Genomic DNA, 13185 nt, shown 5'->3' with positions numbered 1-13185 from the left:
CAGTTGTTCATCCAAATAATGACTGTCCCACACGAGTCATTATCTGAATGGACAACAATTTAAATCTTCAGTTTTAACCCGTATACGGAGTATCAAATGGCAACAGTTAGCCTGCGTAAAGTAGAAAAAGAGTATGACAATGGTTTTAAAGCCGTACACGGTATCGATCTCGACATACAAGAGGGTGAATTCATGGTTTTTGTTGGGCCATCAGGCTGTGCAAAATCCACCACTTTACGAATGATCGCTGGGTTAGAAAGCATTTCAGGTGGTGAAATCCAAATTGGAGACAAGGTGGTTAACGATCTTCCTCCAAAGGATCGCGGCATTGCCATGGTGTTTCAAAACTACGCGTTGTATCCCCATAAAACCGTTTTTGACAATATGGCTTTTGGGTTAAAAATGCAGAAAAAATCCAAAGAAGAGATCAAGCAACGTGTTGAAGAAGCGGCAGAAAAACTTGAAATAACGGATTTACTCGACCGTAAACCAAAGGAAATGTCTGGCGGACAAAGACAGCGCGTTGCTGTAGGCCGAGCTATCGTTCGCAAACCTGACGTATTTCTATTTGATGAACCGTTATCAAATTTAGATGCCAAACTACGTGTATCCATGCGTGTAAAAATCGCTCAGCTTCATCAATCACTAAAAGAAGAAGGTAACCCTGCCACCATGGTGTATGTCACACACGATCAAACCGAAGCGCTAACGCTGGGCGATCGGATCTGTGTACTGAACCAAGGTAAAATCATGCAAGTTGATACTCCAGCGAACCTATACAACTACCCAGCAAATAAATTTGTGGCAGGCTTTATAGGGTCGCCATCGATGAATTTAGTCAATACTGTACTGAGAAAGGAAAGGGATAATATCTATGTTGAGCTAGTTGATGGCGCTCGAATTATGATCCCGACCGACAAGCAAGAAAAGCTGACCCACTATATTGATAAACCAGTTTGTCTTGGGATCCGACCTGAGCATATTAGCCTAGCGCAAGACGACGAATTCATTAATGTCCATCCTGGAAAGCTCACTGTAGTAGAGAATCTAGGGAATGAGAAATATCTTCACTTCCGCATTGGCGATAATGAAATTGTCGCAAGGGTTAACGATCAACATATCACCACCTCTTATATTGGCAACGAGATAAGATTCAATTTTGATTCCGCCTTCTGCCATGTGTTTGATGCCGAAACAGAGCAAAACCTAACTTTATAGTCAGTGGACGATGAGTCTTGAACAATCAAGACTCATCTTACCCTTCAACTAAAAACTGACACTGCGTTGATGCTTTTTCCACATTCAGTCACGTATGCTTATGCAAATTTTTTAAACAATGAATTACTGTGACTCATTTCATTCAAACCAAACGCTCCGGCTGTATCGCACTCGCCATATACATGTTACTGGTCATTGCTATGGTATCCAGTATTCCAAGCATCGACCTCGCCTCAACAGTTAGCGATTCCACTGGATCTCTACTTCAGTGGTTGACTGATTCCGCAGGGAGCCACGGTTTCCTATTTTCTACCATCGCACTATGTCTCATACCAATCTATCTAAAGCTTCCTAAGTCCACGATGCTTAAGCTTGGTGCCCAACTTGGCATTTTATTGGTGCTGAGTTTTGGGGCAAAAACCTTACTCAAACAGGTCACTGCAATCCCAAGACCTTATGCCAATTTTCTGCAACATATTGATGCGGTAAAAAGTGCGGGAACGTTTTATCAATTAGACGTTGAGAATAAAAATGCAGTCATTGAATCGGTCTCAAACACGGTGAGCCCTTGGAGAACCAGTCATTGGCTCGGGGAAATGGATTTCTCATTTCCTTCTGGGCACACGATTTTTGTATCGGTCTGTATTCTGTTTTTTGGAGGGATTCTTATTCAACATAAACGTTATATGTTATTTAGCATCATTCTTACTTGGGGGGTTGGTGTTGCGTACAGCCGGCTTTGGTTAGGAATGCATAGGCCAATCGATCTTGTTGGCTCTATGGCATGTGCGCTCATTTTATACTGTCTAATTCCGGAGCAGTGGATACAAAACAAGGTCCATCAAGTCCTGAAAGTGACGAAGCAGAAATGACAAATATAAAAGATTAATTAGTCGATAAATAAAAAAGAGCCAGCACCTTGCTAGCTCTTGTTACCTTCAAATCTAAAACTGTTCTAACAGCTTCAAATCAAAATCTTCCAGTGATATATCAAGATTCCACATCTTTATTTTATCTTGGATTTCATCCAGCTGTTTTTGCACTGTCGACATCGTCAGAGTGTTGTTATCCAACCAAAACACCTGTTTTTGAGTGGTGTAATAGAAGTTAAGAATGATCAAAGCGGTCACGTTCTGTTCTTCCGACGCGGGCTTAATCTTACGCACTTTGCGATAAATTTTGTTGTGTATCTGCTTCAATTGCCAGACATAAAATATTTCGGTCAAAAAAGAGTGTGTTTTGAAGTGGTTCATTATTGAAGCCGAGACCACCGCAGATAAAATCACACCCATTAAATTCAGGTGAAAATTCCCTGTCGACTCCGATGAACTGACTGGTTCTGTTCCAAATAGTTGAATTAAAATCGCGCCAAATACCAAGGCTAAAATCGCAAGACACGCGACAAATGAGATGATGACTATATTAGAACGCTTACGATACGTAACTTTATCGATTTCTATTATTTTCATTATGTTACCGAATCCCCTTTAATGAATAGATGCCTACACAGAAATTATTATTTTACGCAGGTTTCATGGACTGAGGGTAAGAACTTACCATTTGGTTCACTATTTCTCGACCGCATAATAGAAATATTCACGTACAAACATCGTTAAAAATCACCGAAATAGGAGATTGTAATAAGCTTCCCCCCTCTCCGATAAATAGAACGATACACCATATATAAGTGTCATTGATCAAAAAATTATCATTACATTAATTATGATTACTGCTCATTCCTCCTATCCGATAATTAAAACGACTAAACTAACCTATCAATATCACACTTCTTGCAATCATCCTTTTGCATTAAAACTGTTTCATTGCATATAGTCTAACATTTCGCTTAACATCAGTTCAGCACGTATCAAACAAGTGTCTATTCAATATAATAATTCAAAGTTAAGTAAGTGGTATTTATGAAAAAAACAATTATAGCTTCACTACTATCAACGTTAATGTTATCTGGCTGTATCAGTACTGGCGGCGAAAGCGCTGATGAACCTCTATCATATGACGCATTAAGAGAAACAGGCAGCGAACTAGCAATCAGTTCTGACGATAGCCATTACGAGCCATCAACTGTGGTTGAAGTTGAAACCGTCCGTTTAGCCGTTAACACTGCATTTCTAGCCGCTAAACCAGCATATGAAAGATATACCGAAGAATTAATTGCAACCCCAGCTTTAGGTAATTTTTTCGCGGCAACGGAAGCTGCATCAACAGACGAAGAGAAGAAAGCTATTTACGATGCGTTATCGCCAAAAAATAAAGCGACTGTCGATAAATTCTTAGCATCTTCTATGTTTAGCGAAATCATGAGCGGCCTAGGTGATGCTGCTAAGCCTGCACTTAAAAGTGTCGCAATGATGACAACGATTAATGCAAGCGATGCATTACAAAACGTTGGTTTCCTTAACCTTATCAATGAAAAAGATAAATTTTCTCATACAACAGATCAGGTACTTTATTTAAATGACAGCGTAATATCTGCATACAACAATTACAAAGTTGTATCTTCATTTAATACTGCAAAATAAATAAAGAATAAACTAGCCGATATAGATAAAAATCTATATCGGCTTCTTTGGATGAGCCAATAATGAAAAAACCTCTAATCTGCCTATCTGTATTAACACTACTTGTTGGTTGTCAAACCACGGGCATAGCAATCAATTCAGAAGCTGACAATAGCGCGAATACCCTAATACATAGAGTGAACAAAGAAGCACTTTACGAAAGTGAAAACATCGAATTACCAAACAATTATGATGTAAAAGCTTTCAATAAAATGCGAATCGCAGCCTATGTTGATCAAATTGAATTTGAAGAAGGCTCACAAAAAACCACCTTAAAAACAGACATCGTTTCAAAGCTGTTAGAAAACGAGTTAGCTCGAACAAAACGTTATGAGGTTCTCACAAGAAACTGTACATCATGTGATTATGAATTGGCGTATCAAATCGAAAATACTGTTAATGACGGCGCTATTCAAATTGGTGAGCAAAAGAACCCTAATTATATATTTGAAACCTCAATCGCTTTAGGGAGCGTTATAAAGAAAAAATCAGACCATAGCGAAATTATCTTCAGAAGTTTAATCACAACGAAGGTCGTAAACCCGACCACTGGCCAAATTGTTCATTCTTTCGAACCTATTCGCCACAATATGCCGGCTAAGAACTTCTGGGCAATTGAAGATGAGTTTATCGGCGGTTTTGATTATCGCGATTCCAATGAATTGCAAGAAGCCTATAAAGAAGCCGCTCAGAAAGGCATTCAAGTTCTCGTTAACCGCACAATGAATTATTACCCAGTAGGTGGGCGAGTAACGAATTTTCGAAATGGCCGTTTTGCTATCAATTCAGGTATTGAACAGGGATTCGCAATCAAGCAACCCGTTGTACTTTTCTTAAGTGATGATGGACTTGATATTCCTATCGCCTCTGGAGAAGTCACGCCAAAAGGCACGTCAGGATCTGGAATCATGTTTACCTGGAAAGAAGATGACATTGATGCCCAGCAGGTGAAGAAAAAAATACAAGCATTAGGTAAGGAATACCTTAAGCGAACCAAAATCTATGCTGTATCGGTCGGTACGCCTGAGAATTGGGCTTTTTAAAGGATAAATCAAATGCTTAGCAAGAAGTGGTTTACATTTTTTTCGGCTCTGATCATTAGCTATAGTTCTCAACTCTACGCAGACCCAATGGATGACGTATTTGAACTCATCGAATATAAAAGTGGTACTCGTGTAGGGTATGACTCTGCACATGGCTACTACATTGTTTCTTTAGCTAAGTCGACAAACAGAAACCAAGAAAAAGCTCATAAAGCAGCTCTAAAGCTCTCTTTAGATGATATTAATCATTTACTCAATCAAATCACTATCGCAAACAAGGAATCATCGCGGTTTAACGGTTTGTCACTTTCTAAAACCCCAGGTAACGATAAATTTAACAGAAAAGAATTCACTCAAGCAGCCGTCTCTACATTGCGATCTAATCCATCGTCATACGAAGAGATTAAATCAGGTAAGTATGATGACTCGTATTTTGTGTCATTAATTATTAGTGAGAAAACCGTTGCTGGTACTAATTGGGATAACCCAAAGGAATTAATGGACGCTTCCGACTTTGATTTCGAAGTTGAAAGTGTTGAATCGAAAGGAACAGCGCCATTAATCAACAGTGAAAACTCTGCAAGACAAATAGCACTTTTAGACGCTTTCACTAATGCGGTTCAACAAAGCAAAGGGTTTGAAATTGCCAGCCAGAAAGACTCGAATGGTAATATCGTATCTACCGCAATGGCGCCTAAAATAGCTGGTTATATCAGCAGTTATGAGCTCCTAGATGAAGACATCGAGAAAGGTGTTTATTACGTAATCATTGATGCCTACGTCGACAGTGAAAAAGTTGCCAATGATGTTAGCTTTTATTCCGGATTAATGAAGAACCCTATCTTTAATATTCGTACCAGTGATTCAAATGATTCCTCGTGGATAACCGATCAGCTAGAGACATTAGGTTTTTCATTAAATAATGGTAAGACAGCCCCGACCCATACATTCAATTTGAAGAAAAGACAGAATGAAGTTGAGAATCATAAGGGCAAAATAGGTTACGAAACTGAATTAACACTGCAATTTACTGATCAAAAAACGGGGAATATTTTATTCACCATAAGAAATACACCAAAGAAAACCCGAGTATTCACCGATTCAAAGTCTCGATCTAAGCACCTTTCTCAAGTTCAAGCTCAAAAAGCACTTGAGGGAAAATTAGCTAAAGAAATAATCCAAGCTTTATCCAAACAAATTAAAGCTTAAATACATCATTTAACCCATCAAAGTAAAGAATCTCTAAACGTCTTTATGATCATATTTATAGGTAAGAAAAATGAAAAAAGTACTAGCACTATCCGCCTTAACTGTTGCTCTTGTTGGGTGCCAATCAACTCAAACAGCTCAGCAACCAGCGCCAGAACCCGTTGCTGATTGTTACTACTACGGCAATCCAGATATTGCAGCTCCAAGCTGGATTTGTTCACCAAACGCTAATCAAGAAGAGTACATCAGAGAAGCGGTTGGTTTCAGTGGCGATACAGCCGGCGGTATTGCTCACCAAAAAAACTTAGCCATATTACAAGCTCAAAAAGAACTTGCTGATCAAGTTAAATTAGAAATTTTGACTCAAGTAAAAAGCAAAGTTGGAACGCTAGGTGTTGGTGGTTCTGCTGGTGCCACATCTGCCACCTCAGCTGAAAAAAATGCCATTTCTAACGTGGTACTTGAAGGCGTAGAAACGATTAAATCATTTAGAGGCAAAGATGGATATTTTTATGTTCATGTAGGGCTACCTCGCAATGTATTCCAACAGAATGTTGAACGAGTGATTGCAGCCGTTGAAGAGAGTTCTCCGGAAACGATTCCAGAATCAGCTCAAAAGAAGAATGCTGATTTAGCAGAACAAATTACTCAAGCACTCGGTGATATTTAAGGAGTAACAACTATGGCTATTCTTGTTCGTTCAGTAATTTGTGCTCTTGGCTTGGCATCAAGCATAGCCATGGTTCATGCTTCAGAGTCATCCTCTGAAAGTTTTGGGGCGCTAAAAAACAAATTAAACGCCTCCTTTAATCAAGATAAAACGGTAGTTCTTGATGAATTTGCGGCATCAAAAAAAGCTTATAAACAAAGCTTTGATAAAGCGAAAGAAAAACTAGGTTTGATTTGGGACAAACCAGAGCTGTCCAATAAAACAACATGGGTGCAGTACTCAAAAAATGATGCGGTAAAAAGAACGGTAAATTTTGAATCTGGAGAAGTTGTAGTTGAAGTAATAAGTTCAGATCAGTCGTCTGACGACGTAAAAAAAGTGGTTGACGAACAAATCCAAGAACTAAAAAATGAAACGACGCTACAGGCTTACTCAAAAGACAAAGTTCTTTCTGAAATGAAAGCCAAACCAAGCAAACTTGAATCCAATCAAAAAGTCATCCCTGAAGTCGACAGTGACAAACTGCAGAAGACAGCCAAAACATCTGAATACACTCAAAGTAATGGCACAAAAGTTACTCGAGTAACCATGTCACTTCCAAGTAACAAAATCGCTCAACGTGCACTGATTTACCTTGAAGATGTTAATAAAATGGCGGCCAAATGGGATGTACAACCGGAGTTAATTTTAGCGATTATCCATACAGAAAGTCACTTTAATCCAATGGCACAATCTCACATCCCAGCATATGGATTGATGCAAGTCGTTCCAACTTCTGCAGGTAAAGATGTAACTAAACTATTGCTTGGTAAAGAGCGTTTACTCACTGCCGATATTTTGTTTGACCCTAAGTATAATATCAATATCGGGACCGCCTATCTTAATGTTCTTTTTACTCGCTATCTAACTAATGTGAAAGACCAAGATATAAAAACATACCTCGCGATCTCTTCATATAATGGTGGCGTGGGAGCTGTAGCAAAACATATCTCAGGAAAGGGCTCTCTTTCAGCTTTAGCAAAAAAAGCCAATACCTTAGACCCAGATACCGTATATAAATCTTTATCGACAACATTCCCGTATAAAGAAACTCGTAACTATCTGAAAAAAGTGAACAACAAAAAAATCTATTACTCTAAATTACTTAAAACGAGCAAGATTTAATGAAAAAATTATTGCTGACTCTAAGTCTAATCCCTCAGATTGCTTTTGCTGTTCCGAGTTGGGTAAATAATCCGCCGACAGAACCTGAAGCAATCACAGGGACAGGTATGGGTGAAAGTATTGAAGCGGCCAAAAAAGATGCCATGCGCCAGATTGCAAGCACCTTATCTTCGACCGTTACGTCAAGTGTGAGCCATTCGATATCCACAAAGAACTCTCAGAGCCAAATATCGAGTAGTTCATATGCGAATTACATCTCAAAATCTATTTTGATTCCTGAGATTAGCTGGATCAAACAAGGCAGTGACAATGACATATTCTATGTGCTAGGTGTCGTCAAGAAGTCCGATATCATCGAGAAGTATGACAATCATCTAACAACTAAGATGAAAAATTATAGAAATTTACTCATAAAAAATGAGCTGGATCTTAACGAGTTTCTAGAAATTTCCCAAGGACAAGAATTTAAAACGACACTTTTACAGGCAGAAACTATCTCTCAATATTCAGATAAACTCAATACGTATTACAATGAGCTACTGACATTGATTGACAAAAAAAATGACTTCAAGAATTCACACTGCTTCAATATAAAAAATAGCCCTAACTCTGGCTATGAAAAGAAAATATTAACCCCTGCGATTGCCGAGGAAATGTCTAAAAGTGGCTTATCTGTTCGGAGCGATAGTCAGTGTGAAACGATTTCATTTGAATCATCAACGGTTTCAGGCAAGAAAAATGGCAAACGACAAGCAATCATCACTTTTAATCTTCATATTGGTTCGCCATCACTCGCAAATAGAAAATTTAAGTTAATCGGACAAAGTAATAAAACGAAGAAACAAGCAATGTATAACGCGATTAATAAGTTCAATCTTTATTTCGATAATAAGAATGACTTACTAGACACTTTGATTAGTGAAGATGACCGTGAAGTGCTTATTAAGTAACATATCAACATTGATACGAATAAGGATATTAAAATAATCATGAGTGATGCAGTTGAGAACGAAGAGCAAACAGTTGAAATCAGTGGCTTTGAATTTTCATGGAAAGTGTTTATTCCATGGATCTCTTTAGTAGCTATTGCTCTAGGGCAGATCAATGACACTTGGGATGGTGTACTAAAGATATGGGAGTTTGGCCAATCGACCATGTCAGATGAACCTTCAAGAAATCGACTGAATAAAATATACATTAATGCTGATAGTGGCATCTTAGAAGAAACGCTAGGCTCTCCGGTATATACTAAACAATTACAAAATGGCGATATTGTTACTTACTATAAAGATCGTAACTTTATCCTTTCAGCTATTAGTAAGGATAATATAATTGCCGCATTCCTTGTATTTCCTCAAGAAGGGTTCACGCCAAATACTTCTGAGCACGCAGGTGGGACTAGCTATATTGGTATGCCGTTTGATAAATCAACCGAGTTCGTTGATTCCTATTTAAATGTTGCTCGAATTGGTAGTTATTATATTGAAGAAATATCCGGTGGAAAATTTGATTTGCTCTATTCTTCTGTTGGTGGTGTCAGTGAGTATTTAGGACAATTTTCTCCAAAACAATCTGAAACGTTAACTGAACTAAACAGCCAAATGTTACTTGGTGAAGATTACCAAGAAACACTAAAAACGTTAAGACATCAGTTTACTCCCAACTTTTTTGGATACAGTTCAATTGGTACTGAAGAGTTAGAGCAAGCGATTCTGACTTATTTAGAGTATGAGCTTCTTACAAACAAAATCGGTTAAAAGTGAAGGGGGGAGTATTGAAGAATACTCCCCCTTTATTCTTTCAATTAGAACAAATAGCTATACAAGAATCCTGCACCTATCGCCATACTTAAAATCACCGTTAAGAAAGCTATGATCATCGGGTTTTTAAAGATTGATTTCAGCAAAATCACTTCCGTCAAACTGGCTCCTGCGCTACCAATAATTAATGCCATTACAGCTCCTAATCCCATGCCTTTGGCCGCTAATGCCGCACTCAGTGGAATCACCGCTTCTGCACGGATATACAGAGGAATACCAATCACAGCGGCAACTGGAATCGCAAATGGGTTACCATCGTTAGCGATGCGAGCCACAAACTCCGTAGGCATGAATCCGTAGATCATCGAACCTAATGCAATACCACCAATTAGATAAGGCAAAACCTTTTTAAAATCAGACCATGTCGTATTCCATATTCTTACCCATTTACTTACTGGTGCTTTCTTTCCACCACAGCTTGAGCCACAACCTTTTGATTCCGGCGTAATATAAGCTTCTTCTTTTACGTATTTTTCAAAACCTAATTTTTCTAAACCATAGCCAGCAACAACAGATACACCCATGGCAATAGTGAAATAGAATACCGTCACTTTAATTCCGAAGGTTACGGCAAATAAGCCAATAATGATCGGGTTAAGGAGTGGGCTGGCAAACAAAAAGACCATCATCGTACCAAACCCGGCTTTCGCTCTTAATAATCCTTTAAGGAAAGGAATGGTAGAGCAAGAGCAAAATGGGGTAATCGCACCTAAAAACCCTGCAACAATATAGCCTTTACCTTTTTTACCACTCAAAATACTTTGGATTTTTTCTGGTGGAATGTACTCCTGCAGTACACCAACGATATAACTGATCGCTAAAAACAGTACCGTGAGTTCTACCGCAAGAAACGCAAACATATTAAGCGTTTCCATGAGCATTTCGGTCGTGAAGTAAGTTGAATCAAACATAATTTAAATCTCTACATTTCTGGAATAATCGAAATATAATCCAATAAAGTAGCGTGATCAAGTTATTTCTAGTAATATCGAAATATAAATTCAATACCAACTATAAGAAGCACTCATATGAGCATTGAGATAATCGCTAAAGCATTGAAAGAACTTGGCCACCCAACACGGTTAAGCATCTACAAAAGTATGGTTCGCGCTGGGCATCAAGGAATTGCGGTTGGAAGTTTGCAGGAATCTTTAGATATCCCGGGATCGACTTTGTCTCACCATATCTCAAGCCTAGCTTCTGCCGGATTGATCTCTCAACGACGTGAAGGAAGAACCCTATACTGCGTCGCTGAATTTGAGCAACTACAATCAGTCATTGCCTTCCTACAGGATGAATGTTGCATTGATGAAGAGTGTTAATACTCTTCATCATTAGCACTCGCAAGCTAGTCTACCGACCAAACATCACGGATAGCTGGCCAGCCCCAGTTCGTCAGGGCCACATTCTTCAGTACGCCTTTAAACCTTAAGGTCTGTCGGTGATGGAACATCGGTAATAGGACATACTCAGAAATAATAGAAGTGGAGATTGACTCTAACTGTTCAAGGTACTCTTCTAAAGGTGTATCCGCTCGAAGACGTGAAAGCTCTTCCACCAGCCATTGGCTATGGTGGTGACCAAGACAATGATGCAACACCGCATTACTTAACAGGCCAATATAAGCTGAAGAGTGACGATTATCATCGAGATTAATATTGGTCAAAACCATCTCTTCAACTAACTTTTTATCTATCGCCTTTTGGGAAAGTTCTCGATAGGAGTATATATTGACGACTACGTTAACCCCGATTTTATTTAAGATGGCAACAATGGCATCGGCACTGTATTCAAGAGCCGTATGTTGATAAACCGCTATCGATAATGAATGCGGCAATGCTGTCGGCATCGAATCAGGCCGGCGAATATGGCTCCATTCAGGTAACAGGTTTTGTGCGATTTCAGCACCAAATTGATGCGATGCTTGGTTCAATTCTTCCCATAGTTTTTCAGGATGAAGTAACGTGGACAGATATCGTTGCTGCTCTAATGAGAGCGATCCAGAGGTCGCTTGATTGAATAGCAGATACAAGCAACCATCTTCTACTCGACTCTGCTGGTTATCTGCTTCCCCCTCTTTTTGCTCATTAGACATAGTGGCGATCCCTTGAGCATTATCTAATGTGGGACTCGCCTGTTGTATATCTTCTGTTTGAGAAACATAATGTTCACAAGAGCCCGATGACTGAGCGACACTGTCCCCCAAAGCTTCTGTATTTAGAGCGTTTTTGTCTAAGTTTGAGTCCGTTAAGTTTAATCCCGCTAATTTTTCATCCAAATGCCAAATCGTCACCTGATCAGTCAATGCTCGGCAACCGTAAAATCGCTCAAAAGCTTTAAGCGTGATCTTCTCTTCACTATGCTCGACAACCTCAAAAGGACCACTCCCTACCACTTTTTCTATCGACGACTCAAATAACTGGCTTGGTGGCTGAATTGAATATTTCACGTCCGCTAAAAGCCCAGCAAAACCAAAATCAGGTTGAGAGAGCTGAAAAACAACACAATGCGGCTGAGGGGCGGTAATGTCGATAACATGCTGCAATTCTGCTTGATATTCATGCTGTTGTGTCAATCTGGCGAACAAGGTAACAACCGTATTGGCATCAATCGGTTGATCATTATGAAACGTTAAACTTGGTCTTAAATAAAAGGTCCATGTCAGTTGCTTAGGATCATATTCCCAATGATGAGCCAACTCAGGGTTCACCTTTCCAAGAAAGTCGCAACTCACCAACCCGCTATAGAGCTGGCGAAGCAGAAAACGTTCACTATTTCGGTGTAAAAGGTGGGGCACCAACCGTTCAAATTGGCGTTTATATGTCAACTGTATGTGTAAGCGCCCCTCACGGATGGATGCTCCAGAAGTACTATGCAGTAGCTGCCTAAACTTCGATTGGTCATGATCCAGTATCGACAACGCTTTTTCGTATTGCCCAGAATGAATTCGCTCTGTTGCCAATGTGGCTTTCAAACGATCAACGCTTAAATTAAGTAATAGTGTCGATCTTTGGTTTCGTCCCGCTTTCGGTAACCAAGTTAACCATCCACAATCTTGCATTTGACCAAGTAACGTCCGCGCATGTCTTGGGCTGGTAATAAAGCTTTCCGCCACTTCGCTAAGTGGGATCTTAAGTTCCTGCTCTACCCCCAAATCCGCTAAGCGTGAATAGTATCTTAGTAAATTTAAATCAGACATTTCATGAACCCCTAAGGAAAATAACTTCCCTATTTAACTGAGATATAGATAAAACATACCTTACCCAACGGTTTTATAACTTAAACCAGATATAAAACCCAATATAAGGAACAAATAAATTAAACACCATCTCTTTTTTACTTCCTATTTGAACAGCATACTAACACCAACAAATACAGCCTAAGGGCTAGTAATAACAGCGATTTAACTCGATATGCTCCTCACCCCCGAATCATCCTGTTAGATCGCTGTTATTACTGCCCCTTATGGTGATACATAACCC

13 protein-coding genes are annotated in these 13185 nt (G+C 39.3%); 10 read left to right on the top strand and 3 right to left on the bottom strand.

The window, feature by feature from the left end; translation table 11 throughout:
- Positions 1-96: 96 nt before the first annotated feature.
- Together OCV39_RS16620 and OCV39_RS16615 are read left to right on the top strand one after the other, a co-directional pair.
- Complete coding sequence (locus OCV39_RS16620; protein WP_261890052.1) at positions 97-1218, top strand: ABC transporter ATP-binding protein; 1122 nt, start codon at positions 97-99, stop codon at positions 1216-1218.
- A gap of 128 nt (positions 1219-1346) precedes the next feature.
- Positions 1347-2090 carry a phosphatase PAP2 family protein gene (locus tag OCV39_RS16615; protein WP_261890051.1) on the top strand — a complete coding sequence of 248 codons (744 nt, stop codon included), beginning with the start codon at positions 1347-1349 and terminating at the stop codon, positions 2088-2090.
- Positions 2091-2162: 72 nt separating this feature from the next.
- Here the strand turns inward: OCV39_RS16615 and OCV39_RS16610 are convergent, their stop codons facing one another.
- Entirely contained in the window at positions 2163-2687 is a 525-nt protein-coding gene (locus OCV39_RS16610; RefSeq protein WP_261890050.1) for a DUF3087 domain-containing protein, read from the bottom strand.
- 450 nt (positions 2688-3137) lie between these two features.
- Between OCV39_RS16610 and OCV39_RS16605 the strand changes: the two genes are divergently transcribed.
- From OCV39_RS16605 to OCV39_RS16575, 7 genes are all read left to right on the top strand, one after another.
- Complete coding sequence (locus tag OCV39_RS16605; protein WP_261890049.1) at positions 3138-3758, top strand: hypothetical protein; 621 nt, start codon at positions 3138-3140, stop codon at positions 3756-3758.
- 62 nt (positions 3759-3820) lie between these two features.
- Entirely contained in the window at positions 3821-4840 is a 1020-nt protein-coding gene (locus tag OCV39_RS16600) for a penicillin-binding protein activator LpoB (protein ID WP_261890048.1), read from the top strand.
- 12 nt (positions 4841-4852) lie between these two features.
- Entirely contained in the window at positions 4853-6049 is a 1197-nt protein-coding gene (locus tag OCV39_RS16595) for a flagellar assembly protein T N-terminal domain-containing protein (protein WP_261890047.1), read from the top strand.
- Between the two features lie 70 nt (positions 6050-6119).
- Positions 6120-6719 carry an LPP20 family lipoprotein gene (locus tag OCV39_RS16590; RefSeq protein ID WP_261890046.1) on the top strand — a complete coding sequence of 200 codons (600 nt, stop codon included), beginning with the start codon at positions 6120-6122 and terminating at the stop codon, positions 6717-6719.
- A gap of 12 nt (positions 6720-6731) precedes the next feature.
- Positions 6732-7883 carry a transglycosylase SLT domain-containing protein gene (locus OCV39_RS16585; protein WP_261890045.1) on the top strand — a complete coding sequence of 384 codons (1152 nt, stop codon included), beginning with the start codon at positions 6732-6734 and terminating at the stop codon, positions 7881-7883.
- Complete coding sequence (locus OCV39_RS16580; RefSeq protein WP_261890044.1) at positions 7883-8833, top strand: LPP20 family lipoprotein; 951 nt, start codon at positions 7883-7885, stop codon at positions 8831-8833. Before OCV39_RS16585 ends, OCV39_RS16580 begins: the two co-directional genes overlap by 1 nt.
- Positions 8834-8872: 39 nt before the next feature.
- Positions 8873-9640: an ETEC_3214 domain-containing protein gene (locus OCV39_RS16575; protein WP_136994979.1), complete on the top strand. Its 768-nt coding sequence runs from the start codon at positions 8873-8875 to the stop codon at positions 9638-9640.
- 47 nt (positions 9641-9687) lie between these two features.
- Here the strand turns inward: OCV39_RS16575 and OCV39_RS16570 are convergent, their stop codons facing one another.
- Positions 9688-10584 (bottom strand): permease, encoded by an 897-nt coding sequence (locus OCV39_RS16570; RefSeq protein ID WP_206380327.1) that lies wholly within the window; start codon positions 10582-10584, stop codon positions 9688-9690.
- A gap of 147 nt (positions 10585-10731) precedes the next feature.
- Between OCV39_RS16570 and OCV39_RS16565 the strand changes: the two genes are divergently transcribed.
- Positions 10732-11025, top strand: coding sequence for an ArsR/SmtB family transcription factor (locus OCV39_RS16565; protein ID WP_261890043.1), 294 nt, complete (start codon positions 10732-10734; stop codon positions 11023-11025).
- A gap of 26 nt (positions 11026-11051) precedes the next feature.
- Here the strand turns inward: OCV39_RS16565 and OCV39_RS16560 are convergent, their stop codons facing one another.
- Positions 11052-12902, bottom strand: a complete 1851-nt coding sequence (locus tag OCV39_RS16560) for an SgrR family transcriptional regulator (protein WP_261890042.1) — start codon at positions 12900-12902, stop codon at positions 11052-11054.
- Positions 12903-13185: the final 283 nt, after the last annotated feature.

Origin of the sequence: Vibrio cortegadensis, from assembly GCF_024347395.1 — a bacterium.
Lineage (GTDB): Bacteria > Pseudomonadota > Gammaproteobacteria > Enterobacterales > Vibrionaceae > Vibrio > Vibrio cortegadensis.
The sequence above is the reverse complement of the archived record's forward strand: the minus strand, read 5'-3'. Positions and strand labels throughout refer to the sequence as shown.

Bases quoted from the DNA above. Each gene is read 5' to 3' on its own strand.
- OCV39_RS16620 (WP_261890052.1), top strand. From the start codon at position 97: ATGGCAACAGTTAGCCTGCGTAAAGTAGAAAAAGAGTATGACAATGGT.
- OCV39_RS16610 (WP_261890050.1), bottom strand. From the start codon at position 2,687: ATGAAAATAATAGAAATCGATAAAGTTACGTATCGTAAGCGTTCTAAT.
- OCV39_RS16605 (WP_261890049.1), top strand. From the start codon at position 3,138: ATGAAAAAAACAATTATAGCTTCACTACTATCAACGTTAATGTTATCT.
- OCV39_RS16600 (WP_261890048.1), top strand. From the start codon at position 3,821: ATGAAAAAACCTCTAATCTGCCTATCTGTATTAACACTACTTGTTGGT.
- OCV39_RS16595 (WP_261890047.1), top strand. From the start codon at position 4,853: ATGCTTAGCAAGAAGTGGTTTACATTTTTTTCGGCTCTGATCATTAGC.
- OCV39_RS16590 (WP_261890046.1), top strand. From the start codon at position 6,120: ATGAAAAAAGTACTAGCACTATCCGCCTTAACTGTTGCTCTTGTTGGG.
- OCV39_RS16585 (WP_261890045.1), top strand. From the start codon at position 6,732: ATGGCTATTCTTGTTCGTTCAGTAATTTGTGCTCTTGGCTTGGCATCA.
- OCV39_RS16580 (WP_261890044.1), top strand. From the start codon at position 7,883: ATGAAAAAATTATTGCTGACTCTAAGTCTAATCCCTCAGATTGCTTTT.
- OCV39_RS16575 (WP_136994979.1), top strand. From the start codon at position 8,873: ATGAGTGATGCAGTTGAGAACGAAGAGCAAACAGTTGAAATCAGTGGC.
- OCV39_RS16570 (WP_206380327.1), bottom strand. From the start codon at position 10,584: ATGCTCATGGAAACGCTTAATATGTTTGCGTTTCTTGCGGTAGAACTC.
- OCV39_RS16565 (WP_261890043.1), top strand. From the start codon at position 10,732: ATGAGCATTGAGATAATCGCTAAAGCATTGAAAGAACTTGGCCACCCA.
- OCV39_RS16560 (WP_261890042.1), bottom strand. From the start codon at position 12,902: ATGTCTGATTTAAATTTACTAAGATACTATTCACGCTTAGCGGATTTG.